The sequence below is a fragment of the Streptomyces coeruleorubidus genome (assembly GCF_008705135.1).
GTDB lineage: Bacteria > Actinomycetota > Actinomycetes > Streptomycetales > Streptomycetaceae > Streptomyces > Streptomyces coeruleofuscus.
In genome coordinates this window covers 6,093,624-6,117,423 of record NZ_CP023694.1, presented here as the reverse complement: position 1 = coordinate 6,117,423, position 23,800 = coordinate 6,093,624, and the positions used below count along the sequence as shown (strand labels likewise).

Annotated in this window: 21 protein-coding genes; 9 read left to right on the top strand and 12 right to left on the bottom strand. The window is 72.4% G+C overall.

Going from position 1 to position 23,800, the window contains the following annotated elements:
• Nucleotides 1-56: 56 nt before the first annotated feature.
• The 6 genes from CP976_RS28375 to CP976_RS28350 form a co-directional block, all read right to left on the bottom strand.
• Nucleotides 57-806 carry a spherulation-specific family 4 protein gene (locus CP976_RS28375; protein WP_150482890.1) on the bottom strand — a complete coding sequence of 250 codons (750 nt, stop codon included), beginning with the start codon at nt 804-806 and terminating at the stop codon, nt 57-59.
• Nucleotides 794-1,753: an NAD-dependent epimerase/dehydratase family protein gene (locus tag CP976_RS28370; RefSeq protein WP_086560583.1), complete on the bottom strand. Its 960-nt coding sequence runs from the start codon at nt 1,751-1,753 to the stop codon at nt 794-796. Before CP976_RS28370 ends, CP976_RS28375 begins: the two co-directional genes overlap by 13 nt.
• 119 nt (nt 1,754-1,872) lie before the next feature.
• Nucleotides 1,873-3,144, bottom strand: a complete 1,272-nt coding sequence (locus CP976_RS28365) for a hypothetical protein (protein ID WP_150482889.1) — start codon at nt 3,142-3,144, stop codon at nt 1,873-1,875.
• On the bottom strand, nt 3,141-4,862 hold the full coding sequence (locus CP976_RS28360; RefSeq protein WP_150482888.1) for a DUF3492 domain-containing protein: 1,722 nt from the start codon (nt 4,860-4,862) through the stop codon (nt 3,141-3,143). The genes CP976_RS28365 and CP976_RS28360 overlap by 4 nt, the downstream gene beginning before the upstream one ends.
• 239 nt (nt 4,863-5,101) lie before the next feature.
• Complete coding sequence (locus CP976_RS28355) at nt 5,102-6,739, bottom strand: DUF3152 domain-containing protein (RefSeq protein WP_150482887.1); 1,638 nt, start codon at nt 6,737-6,739, stop codon at nt 5,102-5,104.
• An 8-nt stretch (nt 6,740-6,747) separates the two neighbouring features.
• A complete protein-coding gene (locus CP976_RS28350; RefSeq protein ID WP_150482886.1) occupies nt 6,748-7,782 on the bottom strand; it encodes an alpha/beta fold hydrolase in 1,035 nt (344 codons plus the stop codon).
• A 302-nt stretch (nt 7,783-8,084) separates the two neighbouring features.
• On the opposite strand from CP976_RS28350, the gene CP976_RS28345 reads away from it, so the two are divergent.
• The 4 genes from CP976_RS28345 to CP976_RS28330 all read left to right on the top strand — a co-directional run bounded on the left by CP976_RS28345 (nt 8,085) and on the right by CP976_RS28330 (nt 9,999).
• Complete coding sequence (locus CP976_RS28345; RefSeq protein WP_150482885.1) at nt 8,085-8,309, top strand: hypothetical protein; 225 nt, start codon at nt 8,085-8,087, stop codon at nt 8,307-8,309.
• 207 nt (nt 8,310-8,516) lie between these two features.
• Nucleotides 8,517-9,164, top strand: coding sequence for a TetR/AcrR family transcriptional regulator (locus CP976_RS28340; RefSeq protein WP_020269805.1), 648 nt, complete (start codon nt 8,517-8,519; stop codon nt 9,162-9,164).
• Between the two features lie 135 nt (nt 9,165-9,299).
• The gene (locus tag CP976_RS28335) at nt 9,300-9,527 is read left to right on the top strand and encodes a DUF3107 domain-containing protein (protein WP_086844348.1); all 228 of its coding nucleotides are present in this window, start codon (nt 9,300-9,302) and stop codon (nt 9,525-9,527) included.
• Nucleotides 9,528-9,729: 202 nt separating this feature from the next.
• Nucleotides 9,730-9,999 (top strand): hypothetical protein, encoded by a 270-nt coding sequence (locus CP976_RS28330; RefSeq protein WP_150482884.1) that lies wholly within the window; start codon nt 9,730-9,732, stop codon nt 9,997-9,999.
• Between the two features lie 369 nt (nt 10,000-10,368).
• On the opposite strand, the gene CP976_RS28325 is transcribed toward CP976_RS28330, so the two are convergent.
• The gene (locus CP976_RS28325) at nt 10,369-11,124 is read right to left on the bottom strand and encodes a ferritin-like fold-containing protein (RefSeq protein WP_190146890.1); all 756 of its coding nucleotides are present in this window, start codon (nt 11,122-11,124) and stop codon (nt 10,369-10,371) included.
• A 476-nt stretch (nt 11,125-11,600) separates the two neighbouring features.
• Here CP976_RS28325 and CP976_RS28315 point away from each other — a divergent pair, with 476 nt between their 5' ends.
• Together CP976_RS28315 and CP976_RS28310 are read left to right on the top strand one after the other, a co-directional pair.
• Complete coding sequence (locus CP976_RS28315) at nt 11,601-14,426, top strand: DEAD/DEAH box helicase (RefSeq protein ID WP_150482882.1); 2,826 nt, start codon at nt 11,601-11,603, stop codon at nt 14,424-14,426.
• Between the two features lie 122 nt (nt 14,427-14,548).
• Nucleotides 14,549-15,430, top strand: a complete 882-nt coding sequence (locus tag CP976_RS28310; protein WP_150482881.1) for an alpha/beta fold hydrolase — start codon at nt 14,549-14,551, stop codon at nt 15,428-15,430.
• 231 nt (nt 15,431-15,661) lie between these two features.
• On the opposite strand, the gene CP976_RS28305 is transcribed toward CP976_RS28310, so the two are convergent.
• Entirely contained in the window at nt 15,662-16,555 is an 894-nt protein-coding gene (locus CP976_RS28305) for an NYN domain-containing protein (RefSeq protein WP_150482880.1), read from the bottom strand.
• 203 nt (nt 16,556-16,758) lie between these two features.
• Here CP976_RS28305 and CP976_RS28300 point away from each other — a divergent pair, with 203 nt between their 5' ends.
• Both CP976_RS28300 and CP976_RS28295 read left to right on the top strand, forming a co-directional pair.
• Nucleotides 16,759-16,935, top strand: a complete 177-nt coding sequence (locus CP976_RS28300) for a hypothetical protein (RefSeq protein WP_167337993.1) — start codon at nt 16,759-16,761, stop codon at nt 16,933-16,935.
• A 136-nt stretch (nt 16,936-17,071) separates the two neighbouring features.
• The gene (locus CP976_RS28295; protein ID WP_150482879.1) at nt 17,072-19,159 is read left to right on the top strand and encodes a trypsin-like serine peptidase; all 2,088 of its coding nucleotides are present in this window, start codon (nt 17,072-17,074) and stop codon (nt 19,157-19,159) included.
• A 12-nt stretch (nt 19,160-19,171) separates the two neighbouring features.
• Here CP976_RS28295 and CP976_RS28290 read toward each other — a convergent pair whose 3' ends face one another.
• The 3 genes from CP976_RS28290 to CP976_RS28280 form a co-directional block, all read right to left on the bottom strand.
• Nucleotides 19,172-19,777: a MarC family protein gene (locus tag CP976_RS28290; RefSeq protein ID WP_150482878.1), complete on the bottom strand. Its 606-nt coding sequence runs from the start codon at nt 19,775-19,777 to the stop codon at nt 19,172-19,174.
• 158 nt (nt 19,778-19,935) lie between these two features.
• A complete protein-coding gene (locus CP976_RS28285) occupies nt 19,936-20,793 on the bottom strand; it encodes a PHP domain-containing protein (protein WP_150482877.1) in 858 nt (285 codons plus the stop codon).
• 106 nt (nt 20,794-20,899) lie between these two features.
• Nucleotides 20,900-21,541 carry a DUF6758 family protein gene (locus CP976_RS28280; protein ID WP_086847261.1) on the bottom strand — a complete coding sequence of 214 codons (642 nt, stop codon included), beginning with the start codon at nt 21,539-21,541 and terminating at the stop codon, nt 20,900-20,902.
• Between the two features lie 159 nt (nt 21,542-21,700).
• Between CP976_RS28280 and CP976_RS28275 the strand changes: the two genes are divergently transcribed.
• On the top strand, nt 21,701-22,924 hold the full coding sequence (locus CP976_RS28275) for an MFS transporter (protein WP_150482876.1): 1,224 nt from the start codon (nt 21,701-21,703) through the stop codon (nt 22,922-22,924).
• A gap of 30 nt (nt 22,925-22,954) precedes the next feature.
• On the opposite strand, the gene CP976_RS28270 is transcribed toward CP976_RS28275, so the two are convergent.
• On the bottom strand, nt 22,955-23,539 hold the full coding sequence (locus CP976_RS28270; protein WP_150482875.1) for a suppressor of fused domain protein: 585 nt from the start codon (nt 23,537-23,539) through the stop codon (nt 22,955-22,957).
• Nucleotides 23,540-23,800: the final 261 nt, after the last annotated feature.

Genomic DNA, 23,800 nt, shown 5'->3' with positions numbered 1-23,800 from the left:
CCGTTGGTCGGTCAATCACTACGGTTGTTCTCCCCGTAACAGTGCCATGCGCTTTTTCATTCCGAGACACCTGTTCCGACCAGCGAGACGATTTCGTCCCAGTAGCCGGGCATGGCCTCCCAGGGGTCGGTGCGGCCGCCCTCGTCCGTGCGGTCGGTGAACCAGATCGTCGCGGCGCCCTGCCAGCGGGCGATGCCCAGTGCCTCCGCCAGGTGCGGGCGGGGCACTCCGTGGACGAAGTGGCAGAAGCGCTCGGGCGGATGGTCGACGGTCCACTCCGCCACCTGCGACCAGCGGTAGTCGCTCCACGGGCCGGAGAAGGTGACCAGCTGGTCGGCGAGCTGGGCATAGCCCGGGTGAGGGTGGATGCCGTGGCCGAGGACGATGTGGGCATCGTCACGGATCACGCGGAGTGTGGCGACCGTGCGGCGCACCTCGGGCAACCCGCCGTGATCCGACGGGCAGCGGTCCAGGAGGAAGCCGTCGACCTGGTACCAGTCGACGAACCGGTGGGCTTCGGAGACCAGCTCCTGGAAGTTCCGGGTGCCGTACCGGATGTCGAGATGGCCGAGGACGCGGATGCCCGCGTTGCGCAGGCGGCCGGCCGCCTCCAGGCAGTGCGGGTCGGGGCGGGCGCCGGGGCCGTCGGCCACGTTGAGGACCACCCAGTGCAGCGGGGTGCCGGGGCGGGCCAGTTCGCCCCACTCGGTGGGGGCGAGGAGGGGGTGCGCGTAGCCGGGGACGCCGACGCCGGGGCGGAGTTCCGTGCCGGGGGTGCGTGGTCGTGTCCTGGTCAGATGCGGCATGCCGCCTCCATCCAGATGTCGGCGAGGGACTCCTCCAGGCCGATCCGGGGACGCCAGCCGAGCCGGTCGCGGGCGGTGCGCACATCGGCCTGCTGCCAGCTGCCGCAGCCGTCCGGGTACGGGTACGCGACCGGGGGCGCGTGGTCCGGGTCGGGTCGGGGGTGGCCGATGGCCGGGCGCAGGGCGCCGGGAGGGCCGTCGAGTTCGTGGAGGGCACCGCCGTATCCGGCCACGCGGGCGAGGACGGCGGCGGCGTCGCGCAGGCGTACGGCGCGGCCGGAGCCGATGTTGATGACGCCCTGCGCGGCGGAGAGCGAGGCGGCGTGGACGGCACGGGCCACGTCCCGGACATCGACGAAGTCGCGCTGCGCGCCGAGGCCGCCGAGTTTCAGCTCGCCGTCGCCGGACTGCATGGCGCGGCGCATGGCCTCGGCGAGCCGGCCCAGCGGGGAGCCGGCGGGGGTTCCGGGTCCGGCCGGTGAGAAGACGCGCAGGACAACGGCGTCCAGGCCGGAGCCGAGGACCAGTTCGGTGGCGGCGAGTTTGCTGACGCCGTACGGGCCGCCGGGCCGGGGGACGGCGTCCTCCGCCGTGGAGGAGCCGGGCTGGCTGGGGCCGTACTCGGCGCTGCACCCGATCTGCACCAGCCGGGCACCGCAGCCGCTGCGACGCAGGGCCTCGCAGACGGTGGCCACGGCGACGGTGTTGTGGCGGGTGAGCTCGCGGGCACCGCCCCTGGTGGCTCCGGCACAGTTGACGACGACGCCCGGGTGGACCGCGTCGAGGAAGCGGGTGAGGGCGCCGGGGCTGCCGGACGCGAGGTCGAAGCGGACGTCGGCGTCGTCACCGCGGCCGAGGGCGGTGAGCTGTACGGCCGGGTCGGCGAGCAGGCGGTCGGCGACGAAGCGCCCGATGTAGCCGTTGGCTCCGATCAGCAGGACTCTCATCGCGCGGCTCCCGGGACGGCCGGGGCTGCTGGGCGGGTGGTCATGCGGGTTCTCCTTGAGGCGGAAGGAAGGGATGTGACGGGTGCTGCCGGCGGCGACGGGGCCGGTGGCAGCGGCGGTCACCGGGAGGGTTCCGGTGGAGCGTGCGCCGAGGCCCTGGTCAGCTTGCGGGCCGCGTGGACCAGGAGCGCCAGGGCCGCCGCGCCGCAGGCGAGCGTGGGGACGCTGCCGGCGCCCCAGGTGGTGACGAGGGTTTCGACGGGGGTGGCCAGGAAGCCGCAGCCGGGAAGGCGGGAGGTGAAGACCGCGGCGAGGGCGGCCGCCTGGATCGTGGCCGTGGCGGTGAGGACCACGGCCGGGGCGTAGGCGAAACCGTGGGTGGTGAGGAGGCGGGCCAGGAAGAGGAGGGCGCCCAGGGTGAGGGCCTCCGCGTAGGCCGCGGGCTCGTCGAGGACCGCGGCACAGAGGGTGAGCAGGGCCGCCAGGGCAGCCAGGAAGAGGGCGAACGCGCCGAGCAGGAGCGGTCGTACGGCGGCGGCGAAGTCCTCCAGGCCGCGGCTGGCCGCGAGTTTGCGGCGGGCGCGCGCGGTGAAGAGGTGGGCGGTCCAGGCGGCGGGCGCGCAGGCCAGGGTGAGGGCCAGGACGGGGACGGCCGTGAGGGGCCAGGGTCCGTCGGCCGTTCCGGTGGGCAGGCCGTCGGGGCCCCCGGCGACGGTGCTGTCGAGCAGGCCGTTGCCCAGGACGGCATAGGCGAGGAGCCATGCGGTCCAGGTCGTGGCCCTGCCCGGGGCTGAGCGGTCGGGTCTGCTCAGGGGGCCTCGGCGCAGGGCCGCCCGGAGGGCGAGGGCCACGGCGAGGGTGCCGGCCGCCGCCACGAACAGGCGCGACCGGCCGTGGGTGAGGTGCACGGCGGCCACGGCGGCGGCGCACAGCGTGCCCGGCAGGAGCGTCAGCAGGGCCCAGTCGGCGCGTGCCCGTGGAGCGACGGGCGCGGAGGACGGGGATGCTCCACCGTCGCGGGAGACCCGCGCGTACATCTCCTCGGCGAGGGAGAAGACGTCCCGGTGGCGGAATCGGGCGGCGGTCCGGTCGGTGATGCCGTGCGCCTCCAGGCCCGCCGCGATCTCGAGAGGATCCACCGCGCGTTCGCAGAGCTCGCGGTGACGGTGCATCAGCGCTTTCACGGGATCGGCGGCACCGCGACGCGGGGCGGAGGGCTTACGGTCGGCGGCCGCCTCCGGTGCGGACGCAGGCGTGGTCGCGGGCGTGGTCTCAGGATCGGCGGCGGGACTCGGCGCCTGCTCCGATCCGGCGTCCCACGCCCCCGGGCTCGTCGGGATCTCCGGGCTCGTCGGGGTCTCCGGGCGGTCCAGTTCGCCCAAGCCGGTCATCGTGCTCCCTCCGGGGCCGGGACGGGAGTGGTCGCGCGTACGGGTCTGCCCGTCACCCAGCCGGGGCCGTCGCGGGTGACGAGGCTGGGCGACGGGGCGGCCCAGCGGATCGGGACGTGGTCCTCGGCGGGAACCGCGAAGGGCAGCGGCGCCCCTGCTTCGTCGAGGACGACGCGGCGGATCGGCGCCCGCGAGACGATCTCCAGGTAGATGCCGTGAAATGCCTCGATGTTCTGCTCGACCGTGAACAGTTCGAGGGCGCGGGCGCGGGCGGCGGCACCCAGACGCGCACGGCGCTCGGGGTCGCGCAGCAGCGCCACGCACGCCTCGGCGAGCGCCCGCGGATTGCGCGGCGGTACGACGAGCCCGGTGCCGCCGATGACCTCCACGACCGCGCCGACATCCGTCGACACCGTCACTCGTCCGCAGAGCATGGCTTCGACGAGGTTGATCGGGAAGCCCTCGACGACGCTGGAGAGGACGGTCACGGCGCCGGAGGCGTAGGCGTCGGCGGGGGCCGGGAGTTCCGGCCCGCCGATCTCCTCGAAGGACACCGGGTTGTCGCCGTCGGCATGCGGCCCCTCGGCCTCGTCGGGGAAGAGCTGGGCGGCCAGGCTGCGGCAGTGGCCGAGGTAGGCCGTGCCCTCGGACCCGGCGGGGGTTCCGACGACGCGCAGACGCGTCTTGGGCTGCCGCTTGCGGATCTCCGCGAAGGCGTGCAGCAGCGAGACCAGGTCCTTGGCGGGTTCGACGCGTCCGACCCAGACGAGCGTGTCCGGGTCGGCGCACTCGGGGGATTCGCCGACCTCGGCGAAGGGCCGGGCGTCCATGCCGGGGTAGACCGTGCGGAGCTTCTCGCGGTCGGCCCCGCAGCGCTCCTGCCAGCGGCGGGCGTGCGTGTTGCCGGACGTGACGATCTCGGCCCGTGCGTAGGCCTCGGCCGCGAGCCTGCCGTGGAAGGCCGCCAGCAGGGACCGTACGGCGGGCGGCGCGTCCGGGGCGGTCAGGTAATGGGTGCGCAGGCGCACGCCGTACTCGGTGACCAGCAGGGGCACGCCGGTGAAGTGGCGGGCCAGCAGGCCCGGCAGGGCGGCCGGGCCACCGGACGTGGCATGGCAGAGGTCGACCGCGCCAAGTCCGGCGTCCTCGTACCAGTCGAGGGAGAGGGGGCGCAAGGCGCGTTCCAGGTGTGCCGCCACGGCGAGCAGATCCGGCACGCGCGCCTCGCGCGCAGCGCGATGGGCGCCGGGCGCACGACAGGCGCGCTCCAGGGTGCGTACGGCGGCCTCGGAGCGGAGAGCTCCCACCAGGCCGCCCTCCTCGCGGGCGAGTTCGGCGAGCCCGTACAGAGCATTGGCGAAACGGTCCGCCTCAGGGGTAGACGTACCCGCCGACGACCCCTTGGCGGCGGCCGGCGCACCCCCGGAAGTCCCACTCAGCACGGCCGCCAGTTCGCCGAAGCACTCGGTGAACCGCCGGCGCGCGCGGCGGCCCAGGACCGCTTCGTCGTCCTCGGCCATCCACAGCGGCGCTGTGCGCACCCTGCGGACGTTCGGCGGCAGCGGGATCCAGCCCTCGTCCTCCTGGTGCTGGCTGCGGCTGAGCGCGTGGACGTCGAACTCGTGCTGTCCGAGCCCGCGCACGAGCCGGTCGCACCAGAGCCTGGCGTCACCGCTCACGTACGGATAACCACCCTCCGTAAGCAGTCCGATGCGCACGAGTGCACCCCCGATCTCCCGTATGGGGAGCCGCCGTTGCCCGGCGGCTCGCAGCGGGACGAACGTATGCGGACAAGGCGGTGGCGCGACGGACGGTTGTCCGTCGCGCCACCAAAAGGGGTGAACGGTCGTAACTTTCCCGTGCGGATCGCGTTCCGTCGCGCTAGGAGATCAACCGGGCACGGATCGTCATGCCGCGGTCAGCTCGGCGCGTTACGCGGATCGCCCTTGTGGCGCCGTCAGCTTCCGGGATACGCCCAGGGATTGGCCCGGCAGCGGATGCCGTCGTGGTCGAGGAACTTGGTCTGCTGCTGCATGACCGGGGCGAGGCCGCCGTCCTTGTCGCAGGTGACGTGGCCGTAGCCGAGGCGGTGGCCGACCTCGTGGTTGATCAGCATCTGCCGGTAGGCGTGGATCTTGTCGCCGTACGTCTCCGAGCCCTGCGCCCACCGGTAGGCGTTGATCATCACGCGCTCGGTGGCGGCGGAGTCGCAGGAGACGTTGTCCACGGTGGTGTCCAGACCGGACTTGGCGCACCAGTCGGCGGTCGTGCCGGGGCTGGCGAGCGTGATCACGAAGTCGGGCTTGCCGGAGTAGATCCGCTCGAAGGTGCGTGCGCCGTTGTGGGCCCAGCTGCGCTGGTCGTTGAGCGTCTTCTGCACGGCCTCGGCGAACAGCTCGGCGTCGAGCCCGAGCCCCTGCTCCACGTCCACGCGATAGGTGAATTTCTGCCCCGTACCCGGCCCTGTGGCGATTCCGGGCACGGCGTCGAACTTGCCCGAGCCCTTGAACGTGGCGCCGAGCGGATAGGTCTTGCCCATCTTCTCGTCGTACGTCAGCGGCTTCGCGCCGGCGTGCGGTGCGGGCGCCGGCCCGTCCGCGCGGGACGAGGGGTCCCGGAGGTCGCGGGCCTGATCGGTGGCGGACTGCGACTGCACATCGGCGCCACCGGGGTCGTCGGTGACCTGACCGGCGACGATCACGGCCAGCACGGTGGTCACGGCGGCAGCCGCGATGCCCGTGAACGTACGGCCCTTGGCGCCCTTGACCGGCGCGGGTGCGCCGGTGGGCGCCGCGTCGTCATCGTCGTCGTCGGAGCGGATGCCGGCCGGGGCGCCCGCGTTCCAGTCCGTGACGGAGGCGTAGGCGTCCGCCGCGTGTGCGGAGGCGGGCGTACGGGGTGCGAAGACGTCGTCCTCCTCGTCGAAGGCCTTGAGGTACTCCTGCCGCGGCCCGGGCACGGAAGCCCGCCGCTGCCGCGGTATGGGAGCACCGCCACCGGCCCTCAACTCACCCCAGCCACCTCCGGCTTCCCGCTGCTCGGGATGGCCTCCACGCGCTTGCGGAAAGCCGTGCGCGGGAGTGCCGTGCGCGGGAGTCCCGTCGGGAACCCGGGGCACGCCGCGCGCGGGGGTACCGTCCGGAAGCCGCGGACCACCGCGCGCCGGAGTCCCGTCAGGAAGCCGCGGAACACCCTGCGCGGGAGTCCCGTCGGGCAGGTGTGGAACACCGCGCGCCGGCGTGCCGTCGGGAAAGCGGGGCAGACCCCGCGCCGGGGTGCCGTCGGGCAGGCGCGGAGCGCCGTGCACGGGCGTGCCGTCCGGCAGCCAGCCGTCCGGAAGACGCGGCATCCCGTGCGCGGGCGTCCCGTCCACCGGCGCGGGCCGAGGCCCCGGCGTGCGATGAGGGCCCGCACCCGGCGGCGGCCAGCCGCCCGGCGAGGCGCCGCGGAGCGGGGCCGTCCGGCCGTCCCGGCTCGTGCCCGGCGCCTGGCCCTGCTCCGGTTGCTGTCCTGACCCGGCCCGGCCGTCCCGTACTGCGGTTGTGTCCGCGGTGTCGCTCTTGGCGACCGGCCCACGGCGGCTGTGGCGTCCCACGTCGCGCCTCAGCCCCCCATGCTCTCGTCGGTTCCTGCTTCGTCGACGGCCTCGTCCGCGCGAGCCTTCCTCGCTCGCCGTTCGCCCGACTCCCCCGCGTCTTCGAGGAGTTCACGAAATGCCATGGCCACCGTCTCCGGGTACTCCATCATGGCCACGTGCCCCGCGTCCGGCAACGTCACCAGCCGCGAGTCGCGGTACGCCCGGGCCGCCCTCTGGGCCATCCGGAAGCCGACCAGTTGGTCACGGCCACCGTAGACGAGGAGGGTCGGCGCGAGAACCCGTTCGGCCTGGCGCCACAGTCCCTGCTGGCCACCCAGCGTGTACGCGTTGACGATCCCGCGCGCGGAACGCGCCATCGCGTCCCAGAAGTACGGTAGCCGCAGCCGCCGCTCCATCTCGTGCACGGCGTTGCTGAATCCTTCCGGCGTCACCCGCCCCGGATCCCCGTAACACAGTGCCATCACACCACGGACGCGCTGCTCCGCCGTCCAGTCCCGGGTCAGCCGGGTGAAGAGCGGGGCGACACCGGGCACCGCCAGCAGCGCTGTGGGCACGGCGGTGCGCTGCACTCGGATTTCCGGCAGGGCGGGCGACACGAGCGTGAGCGTACGGACCAGATCGGGCCGTACCGCGGCGACACGGGTGGTGATGGCGCCACCGAGCGAGTTCCCGAACAGGTGCACGGGCCCGCGACCGGTGGCGTCGAGGTACCGGATGACCGCACGCGCGTGCCCCGTGACCGAGTAGTCGCCGTCGTCCGGCGGCGGGGAGTCGCCGAAGCCCGGCAGGTCGAGGGCCTCGCTGTCGACGACGTCGTCCAACAGGGGCATCAGCGCCGACCAGTTCTGCGAGGAACCCCCGAGTCCGTGCACGTACAGCGCGGGGGCCAGCCCCTTGCGCGCGGGAGGCCTCGACCGCACCGTCAGTGTGACCCCGGGCAACTCGACCGACCTGAGCCGCTCGCCCTCGGCGACCCGGACGGTCCCCACCTTCGGCAGCACATTGGCGGGCGGCACGAACGGCAGCTCGGTCGAAGACATGCGGCAATGTTACGAGACGATCACGTAGTGGCTCATGTGTTCGCCATCACAGGAATCGGCCATGCGGGGCGGGCACATGAGGCGGACACGGGGAAGGCGCGGAAGAGCGGAAAGACCTCCGAGCGCGGGGAGGCACCTGCGAAAAGCCGGGCATATGAGAAGCATTCGACGGGGTGCGCACTGCGTCACGTCCCGGACGCGGATCGCATAGCGTCCGGATCGGGTGTCTCCTAGGCTCGTAGAGAGGGCACCCGCGTGTGGCCCCTGCATTCCCAGGGACGTTCGTAGGAAGGGAGCCCAGCATGGCTGTAGACCCGACAGACCCGGAGACGTTCGAGGCCGAGGAGGCGTCGGAGACGCCGGAGTACGACGTCGAGGCCCCCGAGGTCGACGCCGCCGAGCAGCACACGGACGTCGCACCGAACCGCGACGACCCGCTGACCCGCGTCGACCCCGACCGTGCCAACGAGGCCGATCTGGTGGAGCAGGCCCGGGTCGTCTCTCTCGACGAGGACGACTACCGGTGACGCACGCCGCCGGGTGGCGACAGGGAGCATCACCGAGCAGGAAAGGAGCCGCATTTTGCCCGCTCTGACCCTGTTTGAAACCTTCTCAACCGCTTTCGTAACCGTCCGGTCCGTGAAATTCTGCGCTCTCACCGCGCACACCACGGTTACCGAAAAGTACGATGGCGACGCGGCCAGATCCGCACATGGACGAACATGGGAGGCGGCGTGACAGCCATCGAGCAGACAGAGGCGGTTCGCCCGCGGGGCACACGCCTGCCGCGCCGTGCCCGACGGAACCAGCTCCTGGGCGCCGCCCAGGAGGTCTTCGTGGCCCAGGGCTACCACGCGGCCGCGATGGACGACATCGCCGAGCGCGCCGGCGTCAGCAAGCCGGTGCTCTACCAGCACTTCCCGGGCAAGCTCGACCTCTACCTCGCGCTGCTGGACCAGCACTGCGAGTCGCTCATCCAGGCCGTACGGAACGCGCTGGCGTCGACCACCGACAACAAGCAGCGCGTCCGGGCGACGATGGACGCCTACTTCGCGTACGTCGAGGACGACGGCGGCGCCTTCCGTCTGGTCTTCGAGTCGGACCTGACCAACGAGCCCGCCGTGCGCGAGCGCGTCGACAAGGTCACGAACGAGTGCGCGGAGGCGATCTGCGACGTCATCGCGGAGGACACGGGCCTGTCTCGCGCGGAGTCGATGCTGCTCGCCTCGGGGCTGGGCGGCCTCGCCCAGGTGGTGGCCCGGTCCTGGCTGCACAGCGACCGCAGCGTGCCGCGCGACCAGGCCGTACAGCTGCTCGCCTCGCTCGCGTGGCGCGGCATCGCGGGCTTCCCGCTGCACGGAACCGACCAGCAGCACCACTGACGGCCGCTTTGTTCCCGCCCGCTGTTCGCTCGTGGCGTTCTCGGGCGGAGCATGCCGGTCCCCTCACCGGGCTAATGTGTGCTGCGTACGGCGCGGAAGGTCGCGCACATCACTGACCGTCGGAGGGACATAGCCGTGGAGGTCAAGATCGGCGTGCAGCACGCGCCCCGCGAGATCGTTCTGGAGAGCGGTCAGAGTGCCGAGGAGGTCGAGCGGGCGGTGTCCGAGGCGCTGGCCGGGAAGTCGCCGCTGCTGAGCCTCGTGGACGAGCACGGCCGCAAGGTCCTGGTCCCGGCCGACCGTCTCGCGTACGTCGAGATCGGTGAGCCGGCCCCGCGCAAGGTGGGCTTCGGCGCTCTGTAGGCGCATGTGTGAAACGGGGCGGGGCGGCTCTCGGCCGACCCGCCCCGTTCGCGTTCTGCTCTGCCCCGCGGCACCCCGTGCGGTACACGGGTTCCACCACGGACGGAGCACGGTTCGTCCCCAGAAGTGGATTGGATTCCGCAGGTCAGGGGTATGACGGGCTACGACCGATTCGGGCAGGCCATGTGGGAGGGACCCCGACATGCTCCTGGAAGCGCTGAGCTCCGCGATCCTGGGCCTCGCCCTGGCATGGGCGGCCACGCATCGCCTGGCACACCGCCTCCCGTCCCGGCCCCTGGTGCTGTCGACCGGCGTGGCCGGCGCCGTCTTCGGGGCTTTCGTCATGCACAGCGCGCTGGACGCCGGGCACTGGCTGCTGGTGCTGCTCGGCGCGGTGATCGTCTCGGTGGCGTCGCTGTCGCTGCTGCTGCGCCCCGCGGGGCGCCTGCGCCGACGATCAGCGACGGCGTAGCCGCAGCCGACCGGGGCGCGGTGAGCTGCGCGCCCCGCCGGCAACGGACCGCGGCCGCGGGACACACCCGGAACCCCTGGGCGGAGCGCTGCACAGCCGGAACCCTCGGCGCCCGCCGCCGCTGCCCAAGAGCGCTAGAGGGTGTCCGCAAAGTCCCGTCGTCCGCCCGGAGGGCGGGCCTCGCGGCGTCCGGTGCGTGCTCTGGGGGTCCCCCCGGCCGAAGGCTGGGGGAGTGCCGGGCGGACGCCCGCGTACTGGCTGTACGCGGGTGTTCGGCCGGTGCGGCGAGTGGGGGCACCTCCCACGCCCTTAAGGCAGTGGGGGAGCGTGCCGGGCGTCGCGAGGCAGGCGGGACTTTGCGGACACCCCCTAGGCGGCCAATCCCAGCGCTGCCATCCGCTTGGTGTGCGCCTCGGTGATCCGGGAGAACATCTTGCCGACCTCGGCGAGGTCGAAGCCGTCCGCGACACCGCCCACCAGCATGGTCGACAGCGCGTCCCGCTCGGCGACCACCCGCTGGGACTGCGACAGGGCCTCGCCCATCAGCCGCCGCGCCCACAGCGCGAGCCGCCCGCCCACACGCGGGTCCGCGTCGATCGCGGCACGCACCTTCTCCACGGCGAAGCCGCCGTGCCCGGTGTCGTCGAGCACGGCCAGCACCAGACCGCGGGAGTCGGAGTCGAGCCGGGCCGCGACCTCCCGGTAGAAGTCGCTGGCGATGGAGTCGCCGACGTAGGCCTTGACGAGGCCCTCCAGCCAGTCCGAGGGGGCCGTCTGCTTGTGGAACCCGTCGTAGGCCGCGACGAACGGCTCCATCGCCCGCGTCGGCTCCTCCCCGATCTCGGCGAGCCGGTCGCGCAGCCTCTCGAAGTGGTGGAACTCGGCCGACGCCATCTTCGCCAGCTCCGCCTTGTCCGCCAGCGTCGGCGCCAGCTTGGCGTCCTCCGCGAGCCGCTCGAACGCCGCCAGCTCCCCGTACGCGAGCGCGCCGAGCAAGTCCACGACCGCGGCGCGGTACTGCGGGTCGGCTGAGGCCGTCGCCCAGTCCCGGGCGGCGACTCCGGTGTGTTCGGCCGGGGTGGCGGTGGTGTCCGAGGCGTTCTCAGGCTTGTCAGAGCTCGTCATGAAGCGCACAATAGCCCGCCCGTCGGGAGGCGTAAGGCCCTGGTCAATCAGTGTGACGACGACTACGTGACCAAATCGGCCATCGCATGTGCGGGATTCCGGGGTATGGTGGTAATGCGCCTGCTGGTACGTCGACGTACCTCGACAGGCCGCACGTATGAGGATGCCCGGTCGGTGGCCCGATCGGCTCCGACCCGACAGCCCTCTCCGGTCGTACGGCACTGTGCGTACGAGACCCGGAGGGGACACCCTCAGCGGCATGAGCGCTAGAGCGTCGGCGCGGTCCCGTGCTCTACGGCCGCCCGTAGGCAGCCGACGTCCCCGGCACGGTCCGACACGACCCCGCGCTCGCCTCACGCCGCCCACACAGAAGAGGCAGCACCCTGACTACGACGTTCCGAGAGCTCGGAATCCTTCCCGAGACGGCCGAGGCCCTGGAGGCCGTCGGCATCACCACCGCCTTCCCCATCCAGGAGATGACGCTTCCCGTGGCCCTTTCGGGCTCGGACGTCATCGGCCAGGCCAAGACCGGCACCGGCAAGACGCTGGGCTTCGGCCTCCCGCTCCTCGAGCGCGTCACCGTCCCCGCCGACGTCGAGGCCGGACGCGCCGAGCCCGAGGACCTCACCGACGCCCCGCAGGCGCTCGTCGTCGTCCCCACGCGCGAGCTGTGCACGCAGGTCACCAACGACCTGCTGACCGCGGGCAAGGTGCGCAACGTGCGCGTCCTCGCGATCTACGGCGGCCGGGCCTACGAGCCCCAGGTCGAGGCCCTGAAGAAGGGCGTCGACGTGGTCGTCGGCACCCCGGGCCGGCTGCTCGACCTCGCCGGGCAGAAGAAGCTGAACCTGAAGCACGTCAGGTGCCTGGTCCTCGACGAGGCCGACGAGATGCTCGACCTGGGCTTCCTGCCCGACGTCGAGAAGATCATCAACATGCTGCCGGTCCGGCGCCAGACGATGCTGTTCTCGGCGACCATGCCGGGCGCGGTCATCGGACTGGCCCGCCGCTACATGTCGCAGCCCACGCACATCAGCGCCACGTCGCCCGACGACGCGGGCAAGACGGTCGCGAACACCAAGCAGTACATCTACCGCGCGCACAACATGGACAAGCCGGAGATGGTCGCGCGCATACTGCAGGCCGACGGCCGGGGACTGGTCATGGTGTTCTGCCGTACGAAGCGCACCGCGGCAGACCTCGCCGACCAGCTCCAGCAGCGCGGCTTCGCGTCCGGCGCGGTCCACGGCGACCTCGGCCAGGGCGCCCGCGAGCAGGCCCTGCGGGCCTTCCGCAACGGCAAGGTGGACGTCCTCGTCTGCACCGACGTCGCCGCCCGCGGCATCGACGTCGAGGGCGTGACGCACGTCATCAACTACCAGTCGCCGGAAGACGAGAAGACGTACCTGCACCGCATCGGCCGTACGGGCCGCGCGGGCGCCAAGGGCATCGCGATCACGCTCGTCGACTGGGACGACATCCCGCGCTGGCAGCTCATCAACAAGGCGCTGGACCTGGGCTTCAACGACCCGCCGGAGACGTACTCCACCTCCCCGCACCTCTACGCCGACCTCGGCATCCCCGAGGGCACGAAGGGCGTCCTGCCGCGCTCGGAGCGCAAGCGCGCCGGGCTGGCCGCGGAGGAGCTGGAGGACCTGGGCGAGACGGGCGGCCGGGGGCAGCGCGGGCGCGGGGGCCGCGGTCGTGGTGGCAGGGACGAGTCCCCGTCGGCCGACCGCGAGCGTTCGGCCCGTACGCCGCGACGCCGCCGCCGTACGCGCGGCGGGACGCCGCTGGAGGGAGCGCCGGAGTCCACCGGCACCGCCACCGCTGACACCACGGCCACGGGCGGCTCCGCCGAGGCGGAGGTCGTCACGGCGCCGCGCACGCCGCGTCGCCGTCGCCGCACCCGCGGCGGCGCCTCTGCCGAGTCGGCGCCGGTCACGGCGGTCGAGTCCCCCGCGTCCGAGCCCGCGGACAACGCCGTGGCGACGGCGGAGGGCACGAGCACGGAGGCGGCGCCGTCGCGGCGGCGCCGTACACGCAGGTCGGAGACGCCGGCGGTGGAGGCCGAGGCCGCGGTGACGCCGTCGGCTGCCGCGGAGGCGCCGGCTGAGGCGGATGCCGCGTCGGTCGTGGCCGCCCCGGTGACCGACCAGCCCGAGGCTCCCGCGTCCAGGCCGCGCCGCCGCACCCGCAGGACCACGGCTGCCTCCGCGGCCGAGTCGGCGCTCGACACGGCCGAGGGGACCACCGAGTCCGCACCGGAGCCGACGGAGACGAAGCCGCGGCGCACCCGTAAGACGGCTGCCGCGTCCGAGGCCCCCGCCGCTCCGGCCGAGGCCGCGGAGACCGAGCCGCGCCGCACGCGCAAGGCGACCGCCGCGGCGGAGGACGCCGTCGACACGGCCGAGACCGCCGTGGCGAAGCCCCGGCGCACGCGCAAGGCAGCGGCAGCGCCGGAGGACGCCGCCGGTGAGGCGCAGGCCACCGAGCCCAAGCCCCGCCGCACGCGGAAGACCACCGCAGCCGCCGAAGCCTCCGCCGACACGGCCGAAGGCACGGAGGCCAAGCCGCGCCGCACGCGCAAGGCGGCCGCAGCCGTGGCGGAGGACGCCGTGGACACGGCCGAGACCGCCGAGGCCAAGCCCAGGCGCACGCGGAAGACCGCCGCATCGGTCGCGGATGCCGAAACCGCCGACGTCAAGCCCCGCCGCACGCGGAAGACCGCCGCGTCCGCCGAGGCCGCAGCCGACACGGCCGAAGGCACGGAGGCCAAGCCGCGCCGCCGCACCCGCAAGGCCGTCGACACCGTCGAGCCCGCCGAGTCCGTCGCCGCCGGGATCCCGGCCCAGACGGGTCAGGAGCCGGAGGCCGCCGAGGCCAAGCCGCGGCGTGCCCGCAAGGCGACGGCCAAGGCCGAGGCGAGCATCGACACGGCCGAGGCGGCCGAGGCGAAGCCGCGCCGTACGCGGAAGACGGCAGCCGCGGCTGCGGATGCCGAGACCGCCGAGGCCAAGCCCCGTCGCACGCGCAAGACCGCCGCGTCCGCCGAGGCCGCAGCCGACACGGCCGAAGGCACGGAGGCCAAGCCGCGCCGCCGCACCCGCAAGGTCACCGAGCCCGCCGGTATCCCGGCTCAGGCCGGGCAGGAGCCGGAGGCCGCCGAGCCGCGTCGCACGCGGAAGTCGGCAGCGGCCGCCACGGCCTCCGCCGAGGCCGCGGACGACGTGACCGAGGCCAAGCCGAGGGCCCGCCGCACCCGCAAGGCCACGGCCGGCGCGGAGCCCACGGAGGGCTGACACTCTCCCCGATGGCCCGGCCCCACCCGCGTGGTGGGGCCGGGCCATCGGCATTCCCGAGTGCGTCCCGCCCCCTCGTCCTTGTTGCCCGTCGCCCCGCCGCCACCCGCTACCCTCACCCCGTGACCAGGCAAGCCACCTTCACCCCGCCCCCGGGCGCCCGCGCCTGCTCCCTGCGCACAGCCCGCGGGGCGTTCGCCGTCGTCGACTCGTCGCCGAAGGCGGGGGCGGAGGTCAGGGGGGTCGTCCTGATGCTGCCCGGATTCACCGGGAGCAAGGAGGACTTCCGGTTGCTCCACGAGCCGCTCGCGGAGCGCGGGTACCGGGTCGTCGCGGTGGACGGGCGGGGGCAGCACGAGTCGGACGGGCCCCTGGACGACGAATCCGCCTACGCCCAGCGGGAACTGGCCCGGGACGTGCTCGCGCAGGCCGAGGCGCTCGGCGTGCCCGTGCACCTCGTCGGGCACTCGCTCGGCGGATTGATCGCCCGGGCGGCCGTGCTGCTCGACCACTCCCCCTTCCTCTCCCTCACCCTGATGTCGTCCGGCCCGGCGCAGATCTCCGTCTCCCAGCAGCAGCGCGTGAAGCTGCTGCGGGACGCGCTCGCCGTGCTGTCGATGGAGGAGGTGTGGGAGGCCATCCAGGCCATGGGACCGCCGGAGGAGGTCGGCGGGCCCGCCCGCGGCCCCGGCGACCCGGAGCAGTTGCGCCGCCGCTGGCTGGGTCACAGTCCCGCCCAGCTCCTCGCGACCGGCCGCCAGTTGTGCACCGAGCCGGATCGCGTCGCCGAACTCGCCGCCGTGCCGCTGCCGTTCCACGTCCTGTCGGGGGCGCACGACGACACCTGGCCGGTGGCGATCCTCGACGACATGGCCGTACGGCTGAACGCGCACCGCACGGTCGTCGCGGGAGCCGAGCACTCCCCGGGCGCCGATCAGCCCCTGCCGACCGCCCAGGCCCTCGCCGACTTCTGGGACGGAACCCGCACAACCCACATGGCCTAGGGCGCGTCCGCAAAGTCCCGCCTGCCCCGCGACGCCCGGCACGCTCCCCCACTGCCTTAAGGGCGTGGGAGGTGCCCCCACTCGCCGCACCGGTCGAACACCCGCGTACAACCAGTACGCGGGCGTCCGCCCGGCACTCCCCCAGCCTTCGGCCGGGGGGACCCCCAGAGCACGCACCGGACGCCGCGGGGCCCGCCCTCCGGGCGGACGACGGGACTTTACGGACACGCCCTAGTACTGCGTCTGGAGGTGGTCCCAGAAGCCGTCCCGCAGTGCGCGCCGCAGGTCCGCCTGTCCGCGCAGCGAGTACTGCAACAGGCCCTCCGCCTCCACGAGCAGGTCCTGGTCCACCGAGCCGGGCAGGTAGGGGTGGCCGGGCAGCAGCTCGACCAGCGTGTCCCGGCCGCGGGCCGCCAGCCACTTCGCCGCGATCTGTGCGCCGACGAACCGTACGTCCTCACGGGTCGGCCGGCCCGTGGCCGTCTCGTAGGCGGGGGCGGCGCGGCGGGAGACGTAGGGCTTGAAGAAGTCGAGGTCGAAGGTGCGCTGGCTGTCGACCTCCCACAGGAGGGGCTCCGCCTGATTGCGCCCCTCCGGCGCCTCGATGCCCCAGAGGTGGACGCGGGCGCCGTACCCCTGGGCCGCCTCCACCGCCGACACCAGGTCCTCGTCGCCGCCGAGCAGGGCCGCGTCGCTGATGGCGCGGTGCCGGGCGAGGGACTCCAGGTCGCTGCGGATGAGTGAGTCGACGCCCTTCTGCTGGTTGTTGGAGTTCAGGTTGCCCAGCCGCACCTTCACGTCCGGCAGCTCCGCGATGCTCTGCTGCTCGGCCGTGTGGATGCGGCGGCGGGCGCCGTCGTACCAGTAGACCCGCAGCAGCCTGCTGTCCGCGAAGATCGTGCGGGCCGTGTCGATGAGCGCGTCGATCAGGCCCTCGGCGTCCAGGTCGAAGGCCCGGCGGTCCTCCGTGCCGGCGACGAGGCGTCCCGCGGCCGCGTAGAGGTACCCGGCATCGACGAAGATCGCATGGGTCGAGGGCGTCTTCGCCACCTCGGCGAGCATGCGCTGGAGCAGCTCGTTGGTGCGGTCGATGCGGGCGCTCAGGGCCGCGAGGTCGTCGTTCATCGCCTTCATTGTCCTGGCCGTCACGCTGCGAACACAACTGGTCCCGATCGGTCCGTAACGACAGTCTTACGACTCGGTAATTAGCAGTTCGAAAAATTTCCTTAGCGTAGGGAATGTTTCAAGGGTGCAGTCCTGTTGACTCATATGGAACACCGGGCACCGCTGCCTCGTGGGCCGACCACCAAGTAGTTCTCCTCAGGAGGATGACCAGACGAAGGGAGAAGCCCTTGCGCTTCGAAATCATGCACCTCGACGACGTCGACGGCACGCCCGTGGACACGACCGTCGTGGACGCCGCCTCCGTCAACCGCATCGTTCAGCAGGCCGCCGCCACAGGGCAGCGCCTCTGGATCCGCCCGGCCGGGACCACGGCCTCATAACGCGCGCCGCTCTCCCACACTTCGAGCCCCCGCCCGGCATAGGCCGTGCGGGGGCTTCGCTGTTGCGGACCTCCCTGGTGGGGGGCGTACTGGCTGAGGGGGACGGCGACAGAGCGAGAGCGAGGCGGTGGACCACATGTCCGTGACGGGCCGGTCGAACGAGGAACTGCACGAGCAGGCCGTGGCCGAGGCCGCGCAGCGGTACGAGGACTCCGCCGCGGAGCGCGAGCGCGTCGAGGGCCGGATGGCGGCCGGGGTGCGGTTCCCGGACAACCCGGACGCGCTCGCCGTGCGCGCCGACCGGATCCTGGACCGGGGCGGTCTGTCGCCCTCGGCGGTGGTGGCGGACATCCACGGCGAGGCCCTGGACCTGCCCCACACCAACGAACGCATCATCGACCTGTCGAACGAGCTCCAGGCCTGGAGTTTCCTGCCGCGCGGGGTCAGGGCCGGAGCCACGGTGGCCCGGATCACCCTGCGCCGCGACGGCCGCGAGCTTCCGCACGGCACGGGCTTCCTGGTCTCGCCACGGCTGATGATGACCAACCACCACGTGCTGCCCGACGAGGGCTTCGCCCGCCAGTGCTTCGCGGAGTTCAACGCCCAGGTCACGGTCGACAACGTCCCCGACACCGCCGTCCGCATGGAGCTCGACCCGGGGAGCTTCTTCGCCGCGGACAGGCGGCTGGACTTCGCCCTCGTGGCGGTCACACCCGCCCTGGACGGCCGTCCGCCGGGCGAGATCTTCGGCTGGAACCGGCTCAGCGTGCAGCTCGGCAAGCTGGTGCTCGGCGAGCGGGTGAACATCATCGGTCACCCGGACGGGCGCCTCAAGGAGATCGCTCTGCGCGACAACGCGCTGCTGGTACGGCTCGACGACTTCGTCCACTACCGGACCGACACCCGCCCCGGAAACTCGGGCTCCCCCGTCTTCAACGACCAGTGGGAGGTCGTGGCACTGCACCACAGCGGCGTACCGAAGAAGGACGACCAGGGCCGCGTCCTGCGGACGGACGGCCGGCCCTGGCGCCAGGGCGACGGCGACGACGCGATCGACTGGGTCGCCAACGAGGGCGTCCGCATCAGCTCGATCCTGAAGCATCTGGCCCGGCTGGACCTCGACCCCGGGCGCCGCGCGCTGCTGGCCGAGATGGGCCCGGACTCCGGCCTGGACCAGAGCACCGCCCCCGCGCCTCAGCCGGAGAGGATCACACCGGCCGTACCCGGCGTCACGACCCCGTCGATCCCCGGCGTCCCGGTGACGGTGACCATGACCGAGAGCGATGCCCGGACGCGGGGCCCCAAGAAGGGACGCCCGGCCCGCGGCACCGCCTTCGGCGGCCGTCAGCACCTGGTCTTCCTGCACGGCAGGGACCAGCAGGGCAAGGAGCCCGAGGACCTCCGGCGGAGCTGGACGTCCGGCCTGAACCAGGGCCTCACGCTCGCGGCACTGCCCACGGTCGACCCGGCGGACGTGTGGTTCCCGTTCTACGGCACGAGACTGGCCGACCTCGTGAGCGGCCGGGAGAGCACGGCCCAGCCCGTCGGACTCGACGAGGTGAGCGCCGCCGCTGCCGCCGAGGTCTTCGCCGCCGAATCGCCCACCGGCTCCTACGAGCAGCTGCTGTACGAGGCGGCCGCCCGGGCCGGCATGCCCCAGAACGGGCCGGCGGCCACGGAGGGCTTCGGAGCGGGGCTGGTCGGCGCACTGCACCGGCCGCTGAGCTGGCTCGCCGCCAGATCCGACCTGGACGAGTGGACCATCGCCACGTTCCTGCGGGACGTCGACCTGTACCTCGGCGACAGCTCGGTGCGGCAGGCCGTGCTGGACAGCGTCCTGGAGACGATGCCCGCCACGGGCGAACTGGTACTGGTCACGCACAGCCTTGGCACGGTCGTCGGCATGGACCTGCTGACCCGGCTCCCGGACGGCCTCGACCCCGTACTGCTGGTCACCGCGGGCAGCCCGCTCGGGCTGGACGGCGTCAACGAGCGGCTCCTCGCCCGCGGCCCGCACCGGCCGCCCAAGGTGCGCGACTGGGTCAACGTCTGGTGCCCCACCGACGCGGTCGCCGTCGGCTGTCCCCTGGAGGACGAGCGATGGGGCAAGCTCACGCAGCTGGCCGTCCAGAACGGTCGGGACCGCGCGCACAAGATCGAGGAGTACCTCGCCCACGCGGGACCGGCCAGGGAGATCGGCACCGTGCTCACCCGTCCGGCCTGACGGGGCGGTCCCTCAGCTCCCCTGGATCACCTGCGTGACCCCGTTGATGATCTGCTGCACGGCGATGGCGGACAGCATCATGCCCGCGAGCCGCGTCACCAGGACCACACCGCCGTCCTTGATGATCCGGATGATCACCAGCGAGTAGCGCATCACCAGCCACAGCACGACGTGGATGGCGAGGATGGCCGTCCACACGGACACCTGCGTGGCGACCGTGTGGGCCTTCTGCACGGCGAGGATGACCGACACGATCGCCCCGGGCCCGGCCAGCAGCGGCATGCCCAGCGGCACGAGAGCGACGTTGACGTCCTTGGTCTGCTTGGGCTCGTCCGTCTTGCCGGTCAGCAGATCGAGCGCGATCAGCAGAAGCAGCAGCCCGCCCGCGATCATCAGCGCGGGCACGGACACGTGCAGGTAGTTCAGGATCTGATGCCCGAGCAGCCCGAACACGGTGATCACACCACCGGCGACACAGACGGCCTGGAAGGCCATCCGCTTCTGCACCTTGCCGGGCCGTCCGGCGGTGAGCGCGAGGAAGATCGGGGTGATCCCGGGGGGATCCATGATGACGAAGAGGGTCAGGAACAGGGAGCCGAAAACGGCGAGGTCGAACATGACAGCGATGGCCTTGCGCGGTGAGTGAAGGAACGCGGCGGACAGGGCAACGACGTATCGCTACCGCAACCGCTGTGGGCAGGCGTTCCGCACGGCGGAACGGGTGGGCACAGCCAGCAGCGCCGGGTGCCTGACAACGGACCTACAGGACAGAAACCTCAGACCCCGCCAGCCCCCGGCACGGGAAACGCCCCGAAGGCCCGCCGCGTGATCTCCCCGTACACCTCGGGATCCGTCGTGTACTCCCCGAGCACACACGTCTTCCGGCTGCCGTGATAGTCGCTGGACCCGGTCATCAGGAGCCCCAGCTCCTTCGCCAGCCCCCGCAGCCGCGCACGCGTGTCCGCGTCGTGGTCCATGTGGTCGACCTCGACTCCGTCGAGCCCGGCCGCGGCCATCTCGGCGATCGCGGCCTCCGGCACCGTACGTCCCCGCTTGCTCGCCCCGGGATGCGCGAACACCGCGACCCCGCCCGCGCCCTTGATCAGCCGGATCGCCTCGAACGGGTCGGTCTCGTGCTTCTCCACGAAGGCCCGGCCGCCGTCGGCCAGCCAGTCCTGGGTGAAGGCGTCGCTGACGGTCGGCACGACACCCAGCTCGACGAGCGCGGTCGCCACGTGCGGACGCCCGACGGACCCGTCACCGGCGATCCGCGCCACCTGCTCCCAGGTCACGGGCACGCCCAGCTCCTGAAGCTTGGCGACCATGCCCCGCGCCCGGGGCACCCGGTCGTCCCGGACCAGCTCGCGCTCGGCGAGCAGCGCCGGCTCCTCGGCGTCGAAGAGGTACGCCAGCATGTGCATGCTGATGCCGTCGAGCCGGCAGGAGAGCTCGGCTCCGGTGACCAGCGTGAGCCCCTCGGGCAGCGCGGCGATCGCCTCGGCATGGCCACGGGTGGTGTCGTGATCGGTCAGTGCGACGACGTCCAGACCGACCGCGGCGGCCTTCCGCACCAGCTCGGCGGGAGCGTCCGTACCGTCGGAAGCGGTGGAGTGGGTGTGCAGATCGATACGCACGACGCGGACTCCAGACACGGACAGGACGAACAGGGCTGCTCAAGGATAACCGGACTTTCAACGTCCCCTGTCACACCCGAACCCCGGAAGCGCCCCCTACACGGCCCTACGGCTGAAGCAACCGCGGCGACAGCGCCCCACAGGGCACCAACTCCACCTCGGCACCCGCCTCCCGCAGATCCGCCAGCACCAGCTCGTCGTACATCAACAACCCGGACTGCTCCGGCCACACGACGGCCCACAACCACATCCCGAGCGCCTCACCGGCGAAAACCGCACGATCGTCCGGCGCCCCGGACACATGCCACAACGGCGTAGGACGCCCCGCGGCCAGCACCTTCGCCTGAGCCGGCTTCCCGACGTCGATGTACGGCCCCGGATCCGGACCGTCCATGCCCGCGTACCGCGCACCGAGTCCGACGCCGAGCTCCTCCGCGACCAGGATCAGCTCGCCCATCCCGCCGAGCGGGCCGGGCCCCGTGCAGGCCACGGCCGTGGCGCGGCCGCCCGTGCGGTCGTCCCCCGCGCAGGCCACGCCCGTGAACAGCCAGCCGACCGGCAGCGGCCAGGGCATCCACACCGGCACGTGGGTGCGGTGCACCACGACGTTGAGGGCGTCGACGCTGGGCGGTATCACGGGCTGCACCGGATGGACGGTGCCGTGCACATCGCACTGCCACGAGTCGGAGAAGAGGCCGGGAGCCCTGACCCGGCCACCGCACTTCGGGCAACTGGGTTCGCCCCTCATAGGGCCCCACGGTCCTACCCCCGCCCCGTCGCGTCAAGGACGATCACCCAACCGGACGGAACCCTTCACCCCCGCACTAGATGTAACTTGCATTAATTAGCCTGACTAACTTAGTGTGTGTATATACCAACTACTTCCGTTCGGGAAAGGGAGCAAGCAATGGACCCCTTCGACGCCGGAGCGGGCGGCCTCCTGAAGCAGCCCAAGTCCGTGTGGGCGACCGCCGGGGCGTCGGTCGTCGCCTTCATGGGCATCGGACTCGTCGACCCGATCCTGCCGTCCATCGCCCAGGGCCTGCACGCCACGGCGAGCCAGGTCTCCCTGCTCTTCACCTCGTACTTCCTCATCACCGCCGTCGCGATGCTGGTGACCGGCTTCGTCTCCAGCCGGATCGGCGGCCGGAAGACCCTGCTGCTCGGCCTCGCGTTCGTCGTGGTGTTCGCCGGGCTCTCGGGCACCTCCGGATCCGTCGGCGAACTGGTCGGGTTCCGGGCCGGCTGGGGTCTCGGCAACGCGCTGTTCGTCTCGACGGCCCTCGCGGTCATCGTCGGCGCGGCCGCCGGCGGCAGCGCGGCGGCGATCCTGCTGTACGAGTCGGCCCTCGGCCTCGGAATGGCGTGCGGTCCGCTGCTGGGCGCCCTGCTCGGGGACGCGAGCTGGCGCTACCCGTTCTTCGGGACGGCGTTCCTGATGGCGGTCGGCTTCCTGTGCATCGCCGTGTTCCTGAAGGAGCAGCCCAAGCCGGCCCGCAAGACCTCGCTCCTGGACCCGGTCAAGGCACTGGGCCACGGCGGCCTCGCCTCGGCGGCGGTCTCGGCGTTCTTCTACAACTACACGTTCTTCACCGTGCTGGCCTTCACGCCGTTCGTGCTGAACATGAGCCCGTACCGGTCGGGGGCGGTGTTCTTCGCCTGGGGTGTGCTGCTCGCCGTGTTCTCGGTGATCGTGGCGCCCCGGCTCCAGAAGCGGTTCGGCTCGCTGAAGGTGCTCGGCGGTTCACTGGTGCTGCTCGCGGCCGACGTGCTCGTGCTCGGCTACGGCGACCACACGACCGCCGTGGTCTGCACGATCCTGTCCGGCGCCTTCATCGGCGTGAACAACACCGTCTACACCGAGCTGGCCCTCGGCGTCTCGGACGCGCCCCGGCCGGTGGCGAGCGCGGGCTACAACTTCGTGCGCTGGTTCGCGGCGGCGGCCGCTCCCTACTTCGCGCCGAAGATCGAGGAGTGGACCGACATCCACATCCCGTTCGTCGTGGCGGCGGTCACCGCGGTCGTGGGTGCGCTCGTGGTCGCCGTACGGCGGAAGGCCCTCACTCACGAAGCCCAGGAGCTGGAGCCGAAGCACGCGACCGAGGACGGTGTCGCCGTCTTCGCCAACTGACGCTTTACGGCCAAGGGTTGGTGAGCTTCCTCACTCCAGCGGGACGGACTTCCGGGACGGATCCCGGAGGTCCGTCCCCTGGTTCAGCCACCGCTCCTGGAGCGCCTGAGCGCCGTGCACGCGCTTCCAGGCGGCCTCGTTAGGGGTCATCGGCAGCAGCGGCAGGAACCGCACCGGGTCGAGGGGCTCGTCGAGCTCGAGGTCCTCGACCAGGCCGCCCGGCTCGGCGACCAGGACCGAGGTGAAGGGAGCGCCGGGCCACAGCGGTCCGCCGACGTCGAGGGAGGCTCCCGGAGCCACGACCAGCCCCTCCACCTGCGGAGACGCGGCGAGTACGGCGAGCGGGCGGAGCACCTTGTCGGTGTCGGCCAGCCCGGCACGCACCGACAGGACCAGCTCGGCGCGGGGGCCCTTGACCGGGTCGGCGACCACCGACGTGGGGTCCGTCATGGGGTGCTCGGACATACCGAGCGTGGTGTAGCGGACGAGGTCCCCCTCCTGGAAGCGGAGCACCTCGATACGGTCCGTGCCCAGGAAGGTGACCGCGGCGCGCGCGTCCGGTTCGCCCAGCGCGGTACGCAACCGGGCTTCGACCAGAGGAAGAACAATTGCCATGCGGCGAGCATAGAACTCGTCAGTAGCGGGCAAACAAGCGCCTTGACACGCCGGGCGACTGATACTCTTGCCCGGTGGTTCGGGGCAGCACGCAGAAGCGTCGCGATCAAGCCCCGACGCCGAAGGAACTCCCTTACGAGGGACCGGCCGGAGGAGGTGGGACTGCAATGGACCGAAGTCGACCGTGCAGTAGCACCACGCTCTTCCCGCCGCTGACGTAGCTGTTCTGGCTCTGGCTGGTCGCCACCTCTCGCACTCGCC